Raw genomic sequence first — 18,122 nt, forward strand, 5'->3', positions numbered from 1 at the left:
CCAGGAATGTCACCATGATCACGGGCGGATGTCAGGTACACGGGCCGGACGCCGTCCGTCGTCCCGGCATGGGCATGAAAGTTTCATCGGTCCCCGGGAGCGGGGCATCCCTGTGGGACTTTCGTCCCTGCTGAGCGCCCGCCGGCCGCCGTACTGTGAGCGGGAGGGCCGAACGGGCGAGGGGGACGCCGTGGACGCCGTCGTGATCGAAACTCTGGAACCCCTGGTGGCCGAGCTGCGGGCCGGGGGCTATGCCGTCGTGGGACCGGTGGTGCGCGAGCGCGTCATCCGCTTCGAGGAGATCGCCTCGGCCGACCGGCTCGCCCGGGGCTGGACCGACGTCCAGGAGCCCGGACGGTACCGCCTGACCGAGGGCGCCGGCGAGATGATCTTCTCGTTCGCGGCGAGTCCCGACTCCGCCAAGGCGTACACCCAGCCGCCCCGCCAGACACTCTTCCGGATGCGCGGCGAACAGATCGAGGAGGCGGAGGAGGACGCGCCGCGGGTCGCCCTCCTCGGCCTGCGGGCCTGTGACCTGGCCGCCATCGCCGTGCAGGACCGGGTCTTCCTCGGTGGCAGGCACCCCGACCCGGCGTACCTGCGGCGGCGGCGGGCCTTGCTGCTGATCGCGGTCAACTGCGCCGTCCCCGGCGGCACCTGCTTCTGCGTCTCCATGCACACCGGTCCCCGGGCCACGACCGGGTTCGACCTCGCCCTCACCGAGCTGGCCGCGCCGCACCGGTTCGTCGTCGAGACCGGCAGCGAGCAGGGCGAGCGGATCGCCGCGGCGCTGCCGCACCGCCCCGCCTCGGGCGAAGACCTGGCGGCCTCCGCCGAGGTGTCCCGTAACGCCGCCGAGCACATGGGCCGCCACGTGGAGACCGAGGGGATCCAGGAACGGCTGTCGGCGCACGACTCGCCGCGCTGGGCGCAGGTCGGCGCCCGCTGCCTCACCTGCACCAACTGCACGATGGTCTGCCCCACCTGCTTCTGCAGCACCGTCGAGGACGCCACGTCGTTCACCGACGGCACGGCCGAGCGGATCGAGCGCTGGGACTCCTGCTTCACGCTGGACTTCTCCGAGGTCAACGGGGCGCCGGTGCGCGGCTCGAACGCCGGCCGCTACCGGCAGTGGCTCACCCACAAGTTCTCGACCTGGATCGACCAGTTCGGCATGTCCGGCTGCGTCGGCTGCGGGCGCTGCATCACCTGGTGTCCCGTCGGCATCGACGTCACCGAGGAGCTGGCGAACCTGCCATGACCGGCGGCCCGCACCCGATGACGCCGGCGCCGTACCGCGTGCGGTCCTGCCGTCCGGACCGGGCCGACACCGTGACCCTGACGCTGGAGCCGGTACGCGGGGACTGCCCGCCGTTCCGGCCGGGCCAGTTCACCATGCTGTACGCCCCGGGCGTGGGGGAGATCGCGGTCTCGATCAGCGGGCGGGCCCGCTCCGGCGGCTACACGCAGACGATCAGGGCCGTGGGCGCGGTCAGCGCCGCCCTGTGCGGCAAGCGGCCCGGCGACGTCGTCGGCCTGCGCGGGCCGTACGGCCAGGGCTGGAGCCTGCGCGCCGCGGCGGGCCTCGACGTGGTGGTGGTCGCGGGCGGGCTGGGCCTCGCCCCGCTACGGCCGGTCGTGCGGGCGCTGCTGCGGGACCGGCCCGGATACGGCCGGATCAGCGTGATAGCCGGCAGCCGGGCTCCCGGCCTGCTCCTGTATTCCCGGGACCTGGCGTGCTGGGCCCGGCAGGGCGCCGACGTCCGGGTGACCGTGGACCACCCCGACCACGCCTGGCGCGGGCCGGTCGGGCTGGTCACCCACCTGATCGACCGGATCGTCTTCGAGCCGCGCCGCACGTACGCCTTCGTGTGCGGGCCGGAGGTCATGATGCGGACGGCGGCGGCGGAACTGGTGCGGCGCGGCGTCGCCCCCGGCCGGGTGGAGCTGTCGCTGGAGCGGAACATGAAGTGCGCGGTGGCCCGCTGCGGCCACTGCCAGTTCGGCCCGCTGTTCGTGTGCGAGGACGGGCCCGTGCTGCGCTACGACCGCGTGGCGCCGATGCTCGCCGTCCCGGAGCTGTAGAGAGGAGCGGCGATGCCCCGGCTGGCCGTGTGGAAGTTCGCCTCGTGCGACGGATGCCAGCTCACGTTCCTCGACTGCGAGGACGAGCTGCTCTCGGTCGCGGCCCGGGTGGAGATCGCCTATTTCCTCGAGGCGTCCAGCGTCCCCGGGCCCGGCCCGTACGACCTGTCGCTCGTGGAGGGATCGATCACCACTCCGGAGGACCTGGAGCGCATCAGGTACGTGCGCCGGGTGTCGAAGCGGCTGGTCACGATCGGCGCGTGCGCCACCGCGGGCGGCATCCAGGCGCTGCGCGACTTCGCCGACGTGAAGGAGTTCGCCGCGGTGGTCTACGCCCGGCCCGACTACATCGCCACCCTGGACCGCTCGACCCCGATCGCCGCCCACGTGCCGGTCGACTTCGAGCTGCGCGGCTGCCCGCCGGACAAGCACCAGCTGCTCGAAGTGATCTCGGCGTTCCTCGCCGGGCGGCGGCCGGTGGTGCCCGCGCACAGCGTGTGCGTGGAGTGCAAGGCCAGGGGCAACGCCTGCGTGATGGTCGCGCACGGCACCCCCTGCCTGGGGCCGGTCACGCAGGCGGGCTGCGGGGCGCTGTGCCCGACCTTCAACCGGGGCTGCTACGGCTGCTTCGGGCCGATGGAGAGCCCCAACCACGCGTCGCTGAACCACTGGATGCGCGGGCTCGGCATGAGCACCCCCGAGCTGGTGCGGATCTACCGGACCTACCACGCCACGGCCGAGCCCTTCCGGCGGGCGGCCGAGGACGCGCAGGAGTTCGAGGAGGGGGAGGAGTGACCCACAAGACGGTGCGGATCGGCGCCCTGACCCGGGTGGAGGGCGAGGGTGCGCTGGTCGTGCACGCCCGCGACGGCCGGATCGCCGGCCTGGAGCTGCGGATCTACGAGCCGCCCCGGTTCTTCGAGGCGATGCTGCGGGGCCGGGGCCACACCGAGCCGCCCGACATCACCGCCCGCATCTGCGGCATCTGCCCCGTCGCGTACCAGATGAGCGCCTGCCAGGCGATCGAGGCCGCCTGCGGGGCCGAGGTCACCGGCCCGCTGCGCGACCTGCGGCTGCTGCTGTACTACGGCGAGTGGATCGAGTCGCACGCGCTGCACGTCTACCTACTGCACGCGCCCGACTTCCTCGGCTACGACAGCGGCGTCGCGATGGCCGCCGATCACCGCGACCTGGTGGAGCGCGGACTCGAACTGAAGAAGGCCGGCAACGAGCTGGTCACCGCGATCGGCGGGCGGCCCATCCACCCGGTCAACGTCAGGGTCGGCGGGTTCTACCGGGTGCCGTCCCGGCGCGAGCTCGCCCCCGCCGCCGAGCGGCTGCGCCGCGCCCGCGACCACGCACTCGCCACCGTCGCCTGGGTCGCCGGGTTCGACTTCCCCGACGTCGAGCACGACTACCGGTTCCTCGCGCTGCGCCACCCCGGCGAGTACGCCATCCTGTCCGGCGCGGTCGGCGCCGGCGACGGGCGCGCGGAACCGGCGAGCTTCGCGGTCGCGGACTGGCCGGACCACGTGACCGAGGAACAGGTGCCGCACTCCACCGCGCTGCACGCCCGGCTCGACGGCGAGACGGGCTACCTCACCGGCCCGCTGGCCCGCTACGCGCTCAACTCGGCGCGCCTGTCCCCGGTGGCGCGGGAGGCGGCCGCCGCCGCCGGTCTAGGCTCCGTCTGCCGCAACCCCTACCGCGCCATCATCGTGCGGGCCGTGGAGATCGTGCACGCCTGTGACGAGGCGCTGCGCCTCCTCGACGGGTACGCCGAGCCGGAGCGGCCGTGCGTGCCGGTCGAGGCCCGGCCGGGTGTCGGCCACGGCGCGTCGGAGGCCCCGCGCGGCACGCTCTACCACCGCTACCGGCTTGACGACGGCGGCCTGGTCGCCGAGGCCGACATCGTGCCGCCGACCGCGCAGAACCAGGCGCGCATCGAGGCGGACCTGCGCGACCTGCTGGCCCCGCGGCTCACCCTGCCCGAGGACGAGCTCGCCGCGCTGTGCGAGAAGGCGATACGCAACCACGACCCCTGTATCTCCTGCTCGGCGCACTTCCTGGACCTGCGCGTGGATCATGGCTGAGACCGTGGTCGTCGGCCTCGGGAGCGATCTGCGCGGCGACGACGCGGCGGGCCTGGAGGTCGCCAGGCGGCTGCGGGGCACGCTGCCGCCGTCCGTCGCGGTCGTGGAGAGCTGCGGTGACCCGGCGGCGCTGGTCGAGGCGTGGTCGGGCGCCGCGCTCGCGATCGTGGTCGACGCCGTCTCCTCCGGCGCTCCGCCCGGCACCGTACACATGCCCGTGCCGATGCCGCTGCGGTCTCGTTCACTCGCGGGCTCTCACGGGCTCGGGCCGGCCGACGCCGTCGAGCTGGGGCGCGCCCTCGGCCGGCTGCCCGGCGAGCTGGTCGTCGTCGGCATCGAGGGCGGCGACTTCACCCCTGGTGCCCCGATGACTCCGCCGGTCCTGGCCGCGGTCCGCCGTACGGCCCGTGGGCTGCGGGAACGGCTGACCCGGGAACGGCCTGGCGGACCTCGAACGTGACCCGCGGCGGCACCCGCAACGTGGTGCGGACGGCGCAGTGCTCCAGGACCGACAGGAGCGAGGCGCGCAGCCCCGCGGGCAGGCCGGGGGCGTCCACCGACAGCTCGACCTGGTCGATCCGCCCGGGACACACGCCGAGGCTGTACCGCGCGGTCACGCCGACCCCGGCGGGCAGCTGGCGCTGGCGCAGGTAGCGTTCGGCGCAGCAGGCGACTCCGGCGGCCACGCTGCCCACGAACAGCTCGGCCGGCGTGGGCCCGGTGTCGCTCCCGCCGGCGTCCGCGGGCTGGTCGGTGCGGACCGTGTGGCGCCGGATCCGGACGTCGAACCGATCGGCTCCGTGCCAGGCGACCCGGATGACGCCGTCACGCCGCTCACTCATGGCCCACCCCCGCGGGTCCGATCCGGCTTATATCCGAGTATGTCCGCGTATGTCTGAGGCTGGGAGCGGGTGGGCGTACACGGACCGTAAGAAGCCGGTCGCAACCTGGCAAAGGGCCGGAGCCGGGAGTGCTCCGGTTTGCGACACTTCATCTGTGGCGGATACGCGTGGCGCCGACGGGGGAGGCGGCCATGATCCCGCGGACTCACCTGGACGGCTTGCTGACCGAGCTGCACACGAGGCTGCAGGCGGTCCTGTCGACGCGCGACCGGGTCCACGCGCTGCTCGAGGCGGTCGTCTCGGTGGGCGGGGAGCTCGATCTGGAGACCGTGCTGCGCCGGATCGTCGAGACCGCCGCCGCGCTGGTCGACGCCCGATACGGCGCGCTCGGCCTGATCGGTGAGGACCACACCCTTGCCCGGTTCGTCCCGGTGGGGCTGAGTGAGCAGGAGATCGCCCGGATCGAGCACTGGCCGCACGGGCTCGGCCTGCTCGGGCTGCTGATCAAGGAACCCCGGCCGCTGCGCCTGGCCCGCATCTCCGATCACCCCGAGTCGTACGGCTTCCCACCCGGCCACCCTCCGATGACCGGTTTCCTCGGCGTGCCCGTACGGGTCCGGGGGGAGGTGTTCGGCAACCTCTACCTGACGGACAAGCGCGGGGGAGGGGGGTTCGACGAGGACGACGAGGCGATGGTCGTCGCCCTCGCCGGCGCCGCCGGGGTGGCGATCGAGAACGCCCGCCTGTACGAGGACACCCGCCGCAGGGAGACCTGGCTGCGGGCGTCCGCGGAGATCACCACGAGCCTGCTGTCCGGCGCCGAGACGCCGCGGGTGCTGACGCTGATCGCCGGCCACGCCCGGCGGATGGCCGCCGCCGACGCGGTGGCGATCCTCCTGCCCGAGGAGGGCGGGCGGACGCTGCGGGTCGCGATCACGGACGGTGAGATCATCGGGGCCGCGGTGCGGGGGCGCCGGCTGCCCGTCGAGGGCTCGCTGGCCGGGCAGGCCTTCGTCCGCGCGGAACCCCGCGTGGTCACCGACCTGGGCGACACCGACCTGATCACCGCCTTCGGGGAGGCGGCGGGGACCGGCGCGGTGTGCGCGGTGCCGCTGGGGGCGCCGGGAGCGGTGCGGGGGGTGCTGTCGCTGGGCAGGCGGCCGGGCCGCATCCCGTTCAGCCGCCCGGAGGTGTGCATGCTGCACTCCTTCGCCGGCCACGCGGCCGTCGCGCTCGAACTGGACGAGACGCGCAGGGACGCCGAACGGCTCGGCCTGCTCGAGGAGCGCGACCGCATCGCCAAGGACCTGCACGACGTCGTCATCCAGCGGTTGTTCGCGGTCGCGATGACGCTGACGGGCGCCGTCAGGCTCGAGAAGCACCCGGAGGTGGCCGCGCGCCTGCGGACCGCGATCGACGAACTCGACGGCACGATCCGGCAGATCCGCACCACGATCTTCGCCCTGCGGGCCCCGGCCGGCGCCCCGGGGCTGCGCGCCAGGCTGGTCGAGTTGGTGGAGGGCGCGCGGGAGCCCCTCGGCTTCCTGCCGGCCCTGCGCCTGGAGGGCCAGCTCGACACCCGGGTGCCCGCCGTCGTCGGGGAGCACCTGCTGGCCGTCGCGCGGGAGGCGATCTCCAACGTGGTGCGGCACGCCCACGCCGGCAGGGTCGCCGTCACCGTGCGCCTGGACAAGGACCGCCTGACCCTGCACGTGGAGGACGACGGGGTCGGCATCCCCGCGCGGGGGCGCCGCAGCGGCCTGCGCAACCTGTGCGAGCGCGCCGAGAGCCTGGGCGGGTCCTGCGCCGCCGAGGCCCTCGCCACCGGGGGCACCCGCCTGTGCTGGAGCGTCCCGCTGCCGCTGACGTCAGGAGGAGGCGACGCGCCATGACCCCGTTCACTGATCCGGTCGTCGTCGGCACCGACGGGTCCGCCGGGGCGACCGCGGCGGTGGAGTGGGCGGCCGACCACGCCTGCCTGCGGGGCGTGCCCCTGCGGGTGGTCCACGCCGTCGACCGCCTGCCGTACGACGCCCCGTGTTATCCGATCCCCGACTGCTACGACAAGCTGGCGCCCTCGGGACGGCAGATCCTCGACCACGCCGCGCGGGCCGCCCGGGACCGGCGGCCCGGCCTCGGCGTGACCACGCGGCTGGCCGAGGGGCGTCCCGGCCGCGTCCTGCGTGAGCAGGCCTCCGGCGCCGCCGAAGTGGTGATCGGCAGCCACGGCGCGGGCGGCTTCCCCGGCATGCTGCTCGGGTCGGTCGGCAACCAGATCGCCGGGCACGTGGCCGTGCCGGTCGTCGTCGTACGTCCCGTGCCCCCCGAGGCGGCGGAGATCGTGGCGGGCTTCGACTGCACCGAGACGTCCGGGGCCGCCCTGGCCTACGCGTTCGAGGAGGCGCGGCTGCGCGGCCAGCGGATGCGGATCGTGTGCGCCTGGGAGCCGCCGGTGCCCTACGGGGCCGCGATCGCCATGGACCTGGACGAGATGCGGCGTGCCGCGGAGGAATACGCGCGAGGGGAGCTGCGGTCGTGGCAGGGCGCGTACGCCGACGTGAAGACCGAGCTGGACATGGTCCGCGGCCATCCGGTCTCCGCGCTCGTCGAGGCGTCGTCCCGGGCCGTCCTGCTCGTCGTCGGCTCCCACGGCCGCAACGCCTTCACCGCGGCCGTGCTCGGCTCGGTGAGCCGCGCCCTGCTCGCCCACGCACACTGCCCGGTCGCCGTGGTGAGGGGCGTCCTGTCATGAGAGAAGGCGGGCCGGACGCACCCCGGGTACCGCCTGCGCGAGCAGGTCGGCCACGTGCTGGGGGCCCTGACCCTCGGGGCCGTGCAGGTCGATCTCGCCGTCGCGCACGGTCACCTCCCACGACGTCTCGGAGGGGTAGCGCTCGCGCAGCGCGGCCAGGACGGCGTCGCGCAGTTCCTCGTCCGACCTGGCCAGCAGCGCCATGAGGTCGCGGCGGCTGACCATCCCGACCACCCGCTCGTCGCGCAGCACCGGCACGCTCTTGATCCTTCTCGCGATCATGAGGTCCGTCAGCACCCTCGCGTCGGTGGTGTCCTCGACCGTGCTCACCTGGCGCGACATGACGTCCGCCACCGTCCGGGGCGCCGAGCCGCCCGGCGCGAAGGCGCCGCACAGCAGGTCGATCTCGCTGACCATCCCGACCAGCTCGCCGTGCTCCCCGAGCACGGGGGCGGCCGTGATGTCGTGGTCGTACAGCACCCGGATCGCCCGCCGCACGGAGTCGTCCCGGCGCACGGTGATCACCGGGCTGCTCATGACCTCACCGGCCAGCATCGCCCACCTCCCGCGTCTGTCCCCGACTCCTGCCCTGACCTGGTCATTCCATCGCCGCGGCGGCCGTACGGGCAGGTGCCGGAGGTCCCCGGCCGTAGGGTCGTTCGGCACTGCGCCGGGTATGCCCGCAGTGGTCGGATGGAGTTGGCCGGTGCGCCGCGGGGAGGAAACGATGAGCGTAGAAGCCATGACCGCCGCCGACGTGATGAGCAGGGTGCTCGTGACCGTGAAACCGGACGAGTCGCCCCTCATGGCCTGGGAACTCATGCGCCGGGGGTCGATGCACCATCTGCCCGTGGTGGATTCGGGTTCCCGCATCATCGGCGTGCTCACCCGGGAGGACATCGCGGCCCACTGGTCCGGCGGTCCGGCGGAGCAGTCGAGCAGCCAGGTGCGGCAGTTGCTGGCCGGGCGCAGGTGCCCCCACGTGCCGCCCGACGCGCCCCTGCCCGCCGTGGCGGCCGTCATGCTGGAGTCGGGGGTGGACGTCGTCCCGGTCATGGGGACCTCCGGCACCCTGCAGGGGCTCGTCACCGTGACCGACGTGCTCGTGGCGGTCGCGGGCAGGCGTGGGGCCTCGCCCCGCGACGACGAGGTGTCGGCAGGGATGTTCCGCCTGGAGCCGGTGCTGCCGCCCAAGCCCTCCCGGACCGCCGAAGACCAGCGGCAGGGACCGTGACCCGGGTCGCGACTCCTCGCGGACCATGTGCAGAATAAGGGCATGTTCCGCTCGGTGGTGATCTTCACGTGAGTGCCCGTATCGACCATGCCGTCACGTCCGGCACCTTCAGCCTGGACGGCCAGACCTTCGACGTCGACAACAACGTGTGGGTGCTCGGCGACGACGACGAGTGCGTGGTGTTCGACGCGCCTCACGACGTCAAGGCGATCACCGACGTGATCGCGGGCCGGCGCGTCCTGGCCATCCTCGCGACCCACGCCCACGACGACCACGTCAGGGTCGCGCCGGAGCTGTCGGAGGCGACGGGGGCGCCCGTCCTGCTGCACCCGGCCGACCTGCCGGTCTGGCGGCTCACCCACCCCGGTCGCGAACCGGGCGGCACGCTGTCCGACGGGCAGGTCGTCGAGGTCGCCGGAACCCGCCTCGAAGTGCTCCACACCCCGGGGCACGCTCCCGGCGCCTGCTGCTTCCACGCGCCAGACCTGGGCGTCGTCTTCACCGGTGACACCCTGTTCCAGGGCGGCCCCGGAGCGACCGGCCGCTCGTTCTCCGACTTCGGCGTGATCATCGACTCGATCCGCGACCGCCTGCTCGTCCTGCCGCCGGAGACCGTCGTCCACACCGGCCACGGCGACAGCACGACGATCGGCGCGGAGCTGCCGCACCTCGACGAGTGGATCCGCCGGGGCCACTGACCGCAGGGCCTCTGGCATCCGGGACTCATGGCGCGACCCGGACACCGGTGACGGTGAAGCGCTCGACCTCGGCCACGTGGCCGCCGGTGCTCGCGACGATGGTGAGCGTCCGGCCCGGGGCCGCGCGGAAGGTCACGGTGGCGGACCAGGGGGCGTCGTCCCCTCCGGCCGAGACGCAGCAGCGCTCGCCGAGGGGGCCGGTGCTCCCGGTCCCGCGCACCCGCACGCGGATGCTCTCGTCCACTCCCGTGATCCTGCCGCCCACCTTCACGGGTGAGGACACGAGGGCGCCGTACCGGGGGGTGGTGAGGGAGAAGGTGGTGTCGTCGGTGCCCACGACCTCCCACGGCGCGTCCGCCCCGGTGCCGAACCTGACCAGGTGGATGACGGCGGCGATGCCGGGGCGTCCGCCGCCCTCGCCGCGGATGCCGACGGAGACGCGGGCGTGCGCGCCGCTCACCGTGCGCTCGACCACCTGGTCGACACCTTTGAAGCCCAGGAATCCCTGCGTGAAGGAGAGCGCGGTCTGCTCCGCGTCCAGGTGCCAGGGCTGGTGACCGCCCGAACGGTAGCTCTCCTGCCAGTCCCGCACCTGTTCTTCGTCCGCGAACGGCCACAACGGCTGGTAGCGGCCCGCCACGAGGGAGCCCGCGGACGCGGTGGGAGACACGGTGGGAGACACGGAGGGGGACACAGCGGGGGACGTCGCGGGGGAAACCGAGGGAGCCGGAGTGGCCGCCGGCGCGCCGCCCCCCGGGGCGCTCCCTGGGCCGGTCCCGCACGCGCCCGTCAGCAGGCCGGACACGGCCAGTACGACGAGCGCCCACCGGGTTCCACTGCGCCGGGCCAGGCCGGCCCGGCCGATCGTCACGCCGCCAGTCACAGTGCTCGCTCCCGCCCCGGAAGGTTGTTTTGACTGTGAGCATGCCCGGCGGAGGCGACTCGATCCATGGCCCGGCGTGATCACCTCTTGACCTGGGTGGTTGATAGCGCTAACAATCGCCCCCGAGAGCCGTCGTCCCGGTGAAGGAGACCCCCTCGTGCTCCAAGCACAGCTGACCATCGATCCCGCCCACCGGGTGGCCCCCGTACGGCGCCGGACGTTCGGCACGTTCGTCGAGCACCTCGGCCGCTGCGTCTACACGGGCATCTACGAACCCGGGCACCCCACGGCGGATGAGGAGGGGTTCCGCGGCGACGTTCTCGCGCTCACCCGCGAGCTCGGCGTGACCACGGTGCGCTACCCCGGCGGCAACTTCGTCTCCGGCTACCGCTGGGAGGACGGCGTCGGCCCCCGCGAGCGGCGCCCCCGGCGGCTCGACCTGGCCTGGCACAGCACGGAGACCAACGAGATCGGGGTCGACGAGTTCGTCCGGTGGACCCGCCTGGCCGGCCTGGAGCCGATGATGGCGGTCAACCTCGGCACGCGCGGTGTCCAGGAATCCCTCGACCTGCTCGAGTACTGCAACATCCCGTCCGGCACCGCGCTGTCCGACCTGCGCATCGCCAACGGCGCCAAGGAGCCGCACGACATCCGCATGTGGTGCCTGGGCAACGAGATGGACGGCCCCTGGCAGATCGGGCACAAGACCGCCCGCGAGTACGGCAGGCTCGCCGCGGAGACCGCGCGGGCCATGCGCATGGTCGACCCCGGTCTCGAACTGGTGGCCTGCGGCAGCTCCGGCTCCTCCATGCCGACCTTCGGCACCTGGGAGGCGACCGTCCTGGAGGAGACCTACGACCTGGTCGACCACATCTCCTGTCACGCCTACTACGAGGAGAAGGAGGGCGACCTCGGCGGTTTCCTCGCCTGCGCCACCGACATGGAGCACTTCATCTCCACGGTCGTGTCCACCGCCGACCAGGTCGGGGCCAGGCTCGGCTCCCGCAAGCGGATCAACGTCTCGTTCGACGAGTGGAACGTCTGGTACATGAGCCGCTTCCAGTCGGCGCCGCCCCCGCCGGACTGGCCGGTCGCGCCGCCGCTGCTGGAGGACCACTACCACCTCGCCGACGCCGTGGCCCTCGGCAGCCTGATCATCACGCTGCTGCGGCACAGCGACCGGGTCGCGGCGGCCTGCCTGGCCCAGCTCGTGAACGTGATCGCGCCCATCATGACCGAGCCCGGCGGCAGGGCCTGGCGGCAGACGACCTTCCACCCGTTCGCGCAGGCGGCGCGGTACGCCAAGGGCGAGGTCGTACGGGTCGAGCCCGCCTGCCCGTCGTACGAGACCGCCGAGTTCGGCGAGGTGCCCGTGCTCCACGCGGTCGCCACCCACGACGGACAGGACACGACGCTGTTCGTGGTGAACAGGTCGGTGCGCGAACCCGTGGAGCTGGAGATCGACGCGCGGGCGCTGGGCATGGGCACCGACGGCGGGACGGACGGCGGCGCGGTGCGGATCACCGAGGCGACGACCCTCACGCACGAGGACGTGTACGCCCGCAACACGGCCGACGACCCCGGGCGGGTGACGCCACGCTCCAACACCGATCACCGCAGCGATCCGCTCCGGATCGTGCTGCCGCCGGTCTCCTGGAACGTGATCAGGCTGTCGAAGGCCTGATGCGCGCGGCCTCTACGGCAGCTTCCCGGCCGGGGAGTCGTCCTCTTCCCATTCCAGGTGGTCCACGACGTCGACGACTCCGCTGACCCGGCGCGTCATCTGTACGGCGATCCTCGCGTCGCTGTGCCGGTCCACCCGGCCGGTGAGCGTCACCACGCCCTGATGGACGTGGACGCCCGCCCTGGAGGTGTCCACCCACAGGCTTCGGCCGAGGATCTCCACACGCACCTCGCGTTCGATCTCGCCGTCGGCGCGTACGAACGTCTTGAGCAGGTCGTGGCAGCTGACGACGCCCCTCAGCCGGCCCTCGGCGTCCACGACGGGCAGCCGCTTGACCCCGTGCTCGTCCATCAGGCGTGCCGCCGCGACCGTGGTCGTGCCGGCGGTGACGGTGACGGCGGGGGAGGTCATCAGTTCGGCGGCCGTCTCGCCGGTCGCCTTGGCCCGCGCCCCGCTCTCCTGGCCGAGGCGGTCGCGCAGCCATGCGCGAAACGGCGGCCGGTATCCCTCGCGGTAGTACTGCTCCCTGAACTCCTCCTTGCGCAGCAGGTCGGCCTCGGACACGACGCCGAGCACCCGGCCGTCCCCGTCCACGACGGGAACGGCGCTCACGGCGCGGGCGATCAGCACTTCGGCGATGTCCCTGAACGGCGTGTCGGCGCGTACGGACGCGACGTCCGTGGCCATGACGTCCTGCACCCTCATGTGCATGGCGGCCTCCTCCGGTCGGTCGCGGGCCCGGGGACAGGCCCGCGACTTCCATCACACGCCCGGGCCGGACCGGCGGGCAGGGCCGAAGGTCCCGCGGCCGTTCCGCCCGTCCACCGTCAGGCCCGGCGGGCGGAAGTCCCGGCGCTTGAGGACTTTGGTCTGCTGCGCCCTGGGCAGCGGACACGGTGCGATGGTGGCCGGGAGCACCAACCCCCGCGCGTCCGCGTAGCGCTTGAGCACAGGAGGAAGAGCACATGGCCGGACAGATCGTCGTCGCCGTCGACGGATCGAAGCCCGCGACGGCGGCGCTGGAGTGGGCGGCGGACGACGCGCGGCGCCGGGGCGCCGCGCTGAGGATCGTCCATGTGCGCGAACCGTGGGCGCACGAGTATCCGTTCCACGCGGTCGAAGGCTTCGCCCAGTCCTACAGCGAGTTCTGCGAGGGTGTGCTCGCCGCGGCCGCCGCCCGCGCCCGAGAGATCGCCCCCGATCTGGAGGTGACCACGGAGCTCGCGGAGGGGACGGTCGTCGAGACGCTGCGCGCCGGGTCGTCCGGGGCGGGGGCCCTCGTGGTCGGCAGCCGGGGGCTGGGCGGATTCTCCGGACTGGTCCTCGGATCGGTCGGCCTCGGCCTGGCCGGTCACGCGGAGATTCCCGTCGTGGTCGTACGCAAGCCGCACCGCGACGAGTACCACGAGGTCGTCGTCGGCTTCGACGGGTCACCCCATTCGGAGGCGGCCCTGGAGTTCGCCTTCGAGGAGGCCCGGGCGCGACATGGCCGGGTGCACGCGGTGTACGCCTGGGAGATGCCGACGTTCTCGCCCTTCGCCGTCGGCTACGGCCCGGTCCTTGAGGAGATCTACGAGAACGAGTCGCGCGCGGCGCGGCTGCGGCTGGCGCCGTGGCGTGACAAGCACCCGGACGTTCCGCTCGTCGAGTCGGCGGTCTGCGGCCACCCGGTCCCGGCGCTGGCCGACGCCTCGCTCGTGGCCGACCTCGTGGTCGTCGGCTCCCGAGGGCTGGGCGGCGTGCACGGCGCGCTGATCGGCTCGGTCAGCCACGCGGTGCTGCACCGCGCGCACTGCCCCGTCGCGGTCGTACGGCCCCGCGACGGCGGGCGCTGAGGGCCCGGCGCGGGGCCCTCGGCAATCTTTCCGCCCCTGCCCACTCGGCACGCGCCCCCTCAGCATGCGCCCGCTCAGCATGCGACCGTGAATTGGAGGGCGCCCCCAATCCCTGGTTCGGCGGCGTCCTTCCGTCCGTCCGAGGGCCCGTCGATGCGCCGACCCGGCAGGGAGCAGCGCCCGTGGGGCGCGCCGCCGTGTGCGCAGTGCGCCGCGCACCCGGCCCCTTGACCGTGTGGCTCGGTGTTGCCGCTGGACAGCAGCGGCGTGGACAAGGTCCCGAGCGTGACGATGAGCGCGGAGACGACCGTGAACAGGCCGTTGACCCACATCTCGCGCGGGGAACGCCTGAGCCGGGCTCCGTCCTCGCGCCGGCGGCGGGCACGGCGGGCGATTCCTCGCATTATTACGGCCTCCCAGAAATTGGCGATTGGCATGCTCTGCTGAGCATGAAAAAGACGCGGGTACGAGCGGGTGGGAGCACATTGGCTGCCGTCTCGATTGCATAACCACAGCACAAGCCCTGCGGTAGACGTGGAAGTGCCAGCTGATTCGTATATATCGGACTGCTAGCACGGATCTACGGATCTACAATGTAAAGGCATGTGTCTCAGAATTCTGATAGCCCCATGCGCGACAAACGCCATTGAATAGGCAATGTGTTGCACTATTTCCGCGTCTGTGACTGTTCTGCCTGTAACTCCAACTACTTCTCCCGGCCGGTTGCTCTGATCGGCAAGGAAGGAAATAATTAGCACAGGCTTTCGAATCCCTAGGGGGTGTGATGGATCTTTCCGGCTTCGATCCTGCACGCCCTCGTCGTTCGGACATCACCGATGACGGCTGGTGGGACCGATTGGTCGCCGATTCGCCGTTGTGGTCATCCGAGGGTTCGCTCGCCCGTGACGATTGCAGCGCTGGCGTCGTAAACGGTGGGCACGCGCGTGGCGCATCCACGAACGACGGCCCTGCCTGCGCCATGGCCTACGGCGACTCGGCCGGCGGCCCTGTTGATGGCCCTGTTGATGGCGCTGTCGACGGCCCTCCCACCGTTGATCAAGACGCGAACGGCGGTGCCGACGAAGCCGAGAGAGCCGGTCGGGGCAGAGGCCGGTCGTCGTGGGTGCTGGTGGGTTCTGTTCGTGAGTCGGCGCGGGCGTTGGCGTTGGCGCCGGTTCCGGACGATGTGGATGTCTGTCTGGCTGAGGCTGAGGAGTTGGTGTTCGCGCGGGATCGGATCATCTCGGCGTTGGCGGATCGGGTGGGGCGGGTGCATCGGGCGGGGCAGGCTCGGCGGCATGGGCATGCCTCCACCCGCAGTTGGCTGCGCACCGCCGCGGGGATGACGGTGGCGGGTGCGGGCCGGCTGCTGACCTTGGGGATCGAGTTGGCGCGCCTGCCGCGGGTGCGGGAGAAGTTCGCGGTGGGTGGGTTGGCGGCGGGGGTGGTGGAGGCCATCTGCGCGGCGGTCTCTGGCCTGTCGGATGAGCAGGCCGCTTTGGCTGAGCCGATTCTGCTGGAGTTGGCGGGGAGGGCGGGGGCGGTGGAGGTGGCCAGGGCGGGCCGTTATCTGCGGGCGGTGCTGGACCCCGATGGTGAGGACCGTGATGAGCGGGCCGATTTCGGTCGGCGGTTCCTGCGGGTCCGCCGGGGTAAGGGCGGGGGTTTGGAGGGGGAGTTCTATCTGCCGCGTGAGCATGCCGCCCGGTTGCAGGCGTTGCTGGATGCGTATGCCAGGCCGAAGGCGGAGGGTGATGACCGGCCGCTGGCGGTGCGTCAGGCGGATGCGTTCATGGCGTTGCTGGAGGAGAAGATCGCCGCCGAGCTCCTGGTGCTGGTCAACGCCGAGTCCCTCCCTGCCGACCCCGCCCCCGAGCACCCCGAGGCTCCGGAAGACACTCAGGACAGCCACAGCGCCCAGAACGCCGAGAGCGCTCGGAACGCCGAGGCGGCTGAGGACAGCCGGGACGGCGAGGACACCAGCGCCCCCGCCGAGGGGGTCACGACTGACGTCGCCAGCACCGGCCCTGTCGATCTTGCCGAGATCGGTGATGCCGGGGAGGCCGGGGAGGCCGCTGCTGCGGTAGGTGCCGGTGCCGATGAGGCCGCAGAGGCCGACGTCGAGAGCACCGTCGAGAGCACCGGCGGGAGCGGCGTTAAGAGCGACGACCTTGCGACCGGCCCCCATGAAGTGCAGTCCGGCGATGACGCGACCGGACGACACGAGCACCAGTGGTCCGGCCAGGGCGAGGCCGTGTGCGGGTGCGGCAGTAGGGCGCGGTGCTCGTCCGCAGCGCCGAGGACGCCCGGCACGTCCGTAACGGAGCCGGGGTCGCCGCAGGGCTCGCTGGGTCCAGAGCCGGGGCCGCCACCGGGACCAGAGCCGGGGGCGTCACCGGTGACCGAGCCGGGCAATTTGGCGGACGCGCTGCTGGGGACGGCGTTGGGGACGGCGCCGGGGTTGCTGCTGGCGACCGGGCAGGTGCTGCCCGTCTCCAGCGTGCACCGGCTGGCCCGCACCTCCACCCTGGTGCGCCTGGTCATGGACGCCGACGGGCAGGTCCTGGACATGGGCCGCAAGGTCAGATTGGCCACCCCCGCCCAGCGGCGGGCGATCTACGCCCGCTACGCCACCTGCTGGATCGACGGCTGCCCGCTGCCGGCCACCAGGTGCCAGATCGACCACGCCGACAACTGGAGCACCGGCGGCCTGACCGACCTCAAACTGCTGGGCCCGGCCTGCCAGTTCCACAACCGCGACCGCTACCAGCACCCCGACCGCTACACCCGCCGCAAGACCGGCACAGACCGCTGGGCCTTCACCTACCACTACCCCATGAGGGCCGGGGGACATGGGCCCCGGAAACCGCAAAAATCTACAACGTAAAGGAGGCGGGTTGTGATCATGCGGGAGAGTAGAAGACGACGTCCCAGCCACTTGGCCCACGTACCGTGCACCTGCGCTCGTGCGGACCCTGCTCGACCTCACCGACCGTGAGGCCGTGTGCGGCGGCCCGCTCCCTGGCGCGCTCGACGTCGGGCACCTTCACCATGACGGACGGCGCGGTCGTCGCCTGGTCGGTGCCGGCCAGTGCCAGGCGCCCCGACGGCAGGTCGAACTGGGCCCAACGGTCGCCGTCGACGAATGTCGGGGTGGTTCCCAGCAGGGCCGACCACGCCTCGACCGCCGTGCCGAGGTTCGTGCACGGCACGACGGGTGCCAGCGAGAGCGCCTTGTCGTCCTGGTCCACGCTGCTACCGCCTTTCGTCAGGGATGCGGCTTCGAGCACGGTAGACCACGCGGTGGATCATCGCCAGGGGGCAGGGCGACCTTCAGCCGGGTGTCCGGCACTGACATCTCCGGCCCGTTTGCCGGGAATGCCCATGAAATGGACGTCGAGGCGGGCACGTACGCGCTGGGACCGAGGTCGGGCAGGCTCCTGGTCCTCACCGGCCGGGCCGGGCTGGGCGCCAAGGCCGGGCACGACCTGACGATCGAGGTCACGCGGTGGCGGGGCGAGGCGGTGGTGACGCCGGGCGACCCGGCGGGCTGCCGGGTGACGGTGGAGGCCGAGGTGGCCTCGATGCGGGTCCGGGAGGGCACGGGCGGGGTCAAGCCGCTCACCGACTCCGACCGGGTCGAGATCGAGAAGAACATGCGCGACAAGGTCCTCAAGGCGGACCAGCACCCTCTGGTCACGTTCCGGTCGACCCGGGTGGAGGGCGGCCCCGAGGCGTTCCGCGTCGAGGGCGACCTGACGATCCTGGGGGTCTCCCGGCCGGTCACGGTGGACGGCGCGCTCGCGGATGGGCGGGCGCGTGGCAGGGCGACCGTCGTGCAGTCCCAGTGGGGGATCCGCCCCTACTCCGCCCTCTTCGGTGCGCTCAAGTTGCGCGACGAGGTCGAAGTGATCTTCGACGTACGGCTGGGGGAGGGCCGGGGCTGACATGCGGCGGGCGTCGGGCACCATGGAAGCGTGACTGTGGTGCGCGACGCGGGGACCGCCGAGCGGTGG

19 protein-coding genes are annotated in these 18,122 nt (G+C 72.6%); 13 read left to right on the plus strand and 6 right to left on the minus strand.

Going from position 1 to position 18,122, the window contains the following annotated elements; genetic code table 11:
- Positions 1–112: 112 nt before the first annotated feature.
- From HHX30_RS14865 to HHX30_RS14885, 5 genes are read left to right on the plus strand one after another with little or no spacing between them, the layout of a single operon-like run.
- Complete coding sequence (locus HHX30_RS14865; protein WP_311922407.1) at positions 113–1,261, plus strand: 4Fe-4S dicluster domain-containing protein; 1,149 nt, start codon at positions 113–115, stop codon at positions 1,259–1,261.
- On the plus strand, positions 1,258–2,085 hold the full coding sequence (locus HHX30_RS14870) for an FAD/NAD(P)-binding protein (protein WP_249350082.1): 828 nt from the start codon (positions 1,258–1,260) through the stop codon (positions 2,083–2,085). The genes HHX30_RS14865 and HHX30_RS14870 overlap by 4 nt, the downstream gene beginning before the upstream one ends.
- A 12-nt stretch (positions 2,086–2,097) precedes the next feature.
- Positions 2,098–2,880 carry an oxidoreductase gene (locus HHX30_RS14875; protein ID WP_169982538.1) on the plus strand — a complete coding sequence of 261 codons (783 nt, stop codon included), beginning with the start codon at positions 2,098–2,100 and terminating at the stop codon, positions 2,878–2,880.
- Positions 2,877–4,178: a Ni/Fe hydrogenase subunit alpha gene (locus HHX30_RS14880; RefSeq protein WP_169982539.1), complete on the plus strand. Its 1,302-nt coding sequence runs from the start codon at positions 2,877–2,879 to the stop codon at positions 4,176–4,178. The genes HHX30_RS14875 and HHX30_RS14880 overlap by 4 nt, the downstream gene beginning before the upstream one ends.
- On the plus strand, positions 4,171–4,638 hold the full coding sequence (locus HHX30_RS14885; RefSeq protein ID WP_169982540.1) for a hydrogenase maturation protease: 468 nt from the start codon (positions 4,171–4,173) through the stop codon (positions 4,636–4,638). The genes HHX30_RS14880 and HHX30_RS14885 overlap by 8 nt, the downstream gene beginning before the upstream one ends.
- Here HHX30_RS14885 and HHX30_RS14890 read toward each other — a convergent pair.
- The gene (locus HHX30_RS14890; protein WP_169982541.1) at positions 4,529–5,020 is read right to left on the minus strand and encodes an OsmC family protein; all 492 of its coding nucleotides are present in this window, start codon (positions 5,018–5,020) and stop codon (positions 4,529–4,531) included. The two genes, HHX30_RS14885 and HHX30_RS14890, sit on opposite strands and share 110 nt — an antisense overlap.
- Before the next feature lie 191 nt (positions 5,021–5,211).
- Here HHX30_RS14890 and HHX30_RS14895 point away from each other — a divergent pair, with 191 nt between their 5' ends.
- Both HHX30_RS14895 and HHX30_RS14900 read left to right on the plus strand, forming a co-directional pair.
- Positions 5,212–6,912 (plus strand): GAF domain-containing protein, encoded by a 1,701-nt coding sequence (locus HHX30_RS14895; protein ID WP_169982542.1) that lies wholly within the window; start codon positions 5,212–5,214, stop codon positions 6,910–6,912.
- Positions 6,909–7,772, plus strand: coding sequence for a universal stress protein (locus HHX30_RS14900; RefSeq protein ID WP_169982543.1), 864 nt, complete (start codon positions 6,909–6,911; stop codon positions 7,770–7,772). The genes HHX30_RS14895 and HHX30_RS14900 overlap by 4 nt, the downstream gene beginning before the upstream one ends.
- Here the strand turns inward: HHX30_RS14900 and HHX30_RS14905 are convergent.
- A complete protein-coding gene (locus HHX30_RS14905; protein ID WP_169982544.1) occupies positions 7,767–8,327 on the minus strand; it encodes an HPP family protein in 561 nt (186 codons plus the stop codon). The genes HHX30_RS14900 and HHX30_RS14905 overlap by 6 nt on opposite strands.
- Before the next feature lie 172 nt (positions 8,328–8,499).
- Between HHX30_RS14905 and HHX30_RS14910 the strand changes: the two genes are divergently transcribed.
- Both HHX30_RS14910 and HHX30_RS14915 read left to right on the plus strand, forming a co-directional pair.
- Positions 8,500–9,006 (plus strand): HPP family protein, encoded by a 507-nt coding sequence (locus HHX30_RS14910; RefSeq protein WP_169982545.1) that lies wholly within the window; start codon positions 8,500–8,502, stop codon positions 9,004–9,006.
- Between the two features lie 68 nt (positions 9,007–9,074).
- Complete coding sequence (locus HHX30_RS14915) at positions 9,075–9,704, plus strand: MBL fold metallo-hydrolase (RefSeq protein ID WP_169982546.1); 630 nt, start codon at positions 9,075–9,077, stop codon at positions 9,702–9,704.
- Between the two features lie 25 nt (positions 9,705–9,729).
- Here the strand turns inward: HHX30_RS14915 and HHX30_RS14920 are convergent, their stop codons facing one another.
- Entirely contained in the window at positions 9,730–10,587 is an 858-nt protein-coding gene (locus HHX30_RS14920; protein WP_211592042.1) for a hypothetical protein, read from the minus strand.
- A gap of 157 nt (positions 10,588–10,744) precedes the next feature.
- Here HHX30_RS14920 and HHX30_RS14925 point away from each other — a divergent pair, with 157 nt between their 5' ends.
- The gene (locus tag HHX30_RS14925; RefSeq protein WP_169982547.1) at positions 10,745–12,271 is read left to right on the plus strand and encodes an alpha-N-arabinofuranosidase; all 1,527 of its coding nucleotides are present in this window, start codon (positions 10,745–10,747) and stop codon (positions 12,269–12,271) included.
- Positions 12,272–12,283: 12 nt separating this feature from the next.
- Here HHX30_RS14925 and HHX30_RS14930 read toward each other — a convergent pair whose 3' ends face one another.
- Entirely contained in the window at positions 12,284–12,982 is a 699-nt protein-coding gene (locus HHX30_RS14930) for a CBS domain-containing protein (protein ID WP_211592044.1), read from the minus strand.
- 51 nt (positions 12,983–13,033) lie between these two features.
- A complete protein-coding gene (locus HHX30_RS14935; RefSeq protein ID WP_169982548.1) occupies positions 13,034–13,222 on the minus strand; it encodes a hypothetical protein in 189 nt (62 codons plus the stop codon).
- Between the two features lie 14 nt (positions 13,223–13,236).
- On the opposite strand from HHX30_RS14935, the gene HHX30_RS14940 reads away from it, so the two are divergent.
- Both HHX30_RS14940 and HHX30_RS14945 read left to right on the plus strand, forming a co-directional pair.
- Positions 13,237–14,106 (plus strand): universal stress protein, encoded by an 870-nt coding sequence (locus HHX30_RS14940; protein WP_169982549.1) that lies wholly within the window; start codon positions 13,237–13,239, stop codon positions 14,104–14,106.
- A 979-nt stretch (positions 14,107–15,085) separates the two neighbouring features.
- A complete protein-coding gene (locus HHX30_RS14945; protein WP_283246792.1) occupies positions 15,086–16,993 on the plus strand; it encodes an HNH endonuclease signature motif containing protein in 1,908 nt (635 codons plus the stop codon).
- Positions 16,994–17,009: 16 nt separating this feature from the next.
- Here the strand turns inward: HHX30_RS14945 and HHX30_RS14950 are convergent, their stop codons facing one another.
- Positions 17,010–17,357 (minus strand): VOC family protein, encoded by a 348-nt coding sequence (locus HHX30_RS14950; RefSeq protein WP_169982551.1) that lies wholly within the window; start codon positions 17,355–17,357, stop codon positions 17,010–17,012.
- Positions 17,358–17,495: 138 nt separating this feature from the next.
- On the opposite strand from HHX30_RS14950, the gene HHX30_RS14955 reads away from it, so the two are divergent.
- The gene (locus HHX30_RS14955; protein ID WP_169982552.1) at positions 17,496–18,053 is read left to right on the plus strand and encodes a YceI family protein; all 558 of its coding nucleotides are present in this window, start codon (positions 17,496–17,498) and stop codon (positions 18,051–18,053) included.
- The last annotated feature ends 69 nt before the right edge of the window (positions 18,054–18,122 follow it).

Source organism: Microbispora sp. H10836 (genome assembly GCF_012999525.1).
Taxonomy (GTDB): Bacteria; Actinomycetota; Actinomycetes; order Streptosporangiales; family Streptosporangiaceae; genus Microbispora.

What these genes read in the sequence shown, in the direction of transcription:
- HHX30_RS14870 (WP_249350082.1), top strand. Translation starts at nt 1,258, where the DNA reads ATGACCGGCGGCCCGCACCCGATGACGCCGGCGCCGTACCGCGTGCGG.
- HHX30_RS14875 (WP_169982538.1), top strand. Translation starts at nt 2,098, where the DNA reads ATGCCCCGGCTGGCCGTGTGGAAGTTCGCCTCGTGCGACGGATGCCAG.
- HHX30_RS14885 (WP_169982540.1), top strand. Translation starts at nt 4,171, where the DNA reads ATGGCTGAGACCGTGGTCGTCGGCCTCGGGAGCGATCTGCGCGGCGAC.
- HHX30_RS14890 (WP_169982541.1), bottom strand. Translation starts at nt 5,020, where the DNA reads ATGAGTGAGCGGCGTGACGGCGTCATCCGGGTCGCCTGGCACGGAGCC.
- HHX30_RS14895 (WP_169982542.1), top strand. Translation starts at nt 5,212, where the DNA reads ATGATCCCGCGGACTCACCTGGACGGCTTGCTGACCGAGCTGCACACG.
- HHX30_RS14900 (WP_169982543.1), top strand. Translation starts at nt 6,909, where the DNA reads ATGACCCCGTTCACTGATCCGGTCGTCGTCGGCACCGACGGGTCCGCC.
- HHX30_RS14905 (WP_169982544.1), bottom strand. Translation starts at nt 8,327, where the DNA reads ATGCTGGCCGGTGAGGTCATGAGCAGCCCGGTGATCACCGTGCGCCGG.
- HHX30_RS14910 (WP_169982545.1), top strand. Translation starts at nt 8,500, where the DNA reads ATGAGCGTAGAAGCCATGACCGCCGCCGACGTGATGAGCAGGGTGCTC.
- HHX30_RS14930 (WP_211592044.1), bottom strand. Translation starts at nt 12,982, where the DNA reads ATGCACATGAGGGTGCAGGACGTCATGGCCACGGACGTCGCGTCCGTA.
- HHX30_RS14940 (WP_169982549.1), top strand. Translation starts at nt 13,237, where the DNA reads ATGGCCGGACAGATCGTCGTCGCCGTCGACGGATCGAAGCCCGCGACG.
- HHX30_RS14945 (WP_283246792.1), top strand. Translation starts at nt 15,086, where the DNA reads ATGGCCTACGGCGACTCGGCCGGCGGCCCTGTTGATGGCCCTGTTGAT.
- HHX30_RS14955 (WP_169982552.1), top strand. Translation starts at nt 17,496, where the DNA reads ATGGACGTCGAGGCGGGCACGTACGCGCTGGGACCGAGGTCGGGCAGG.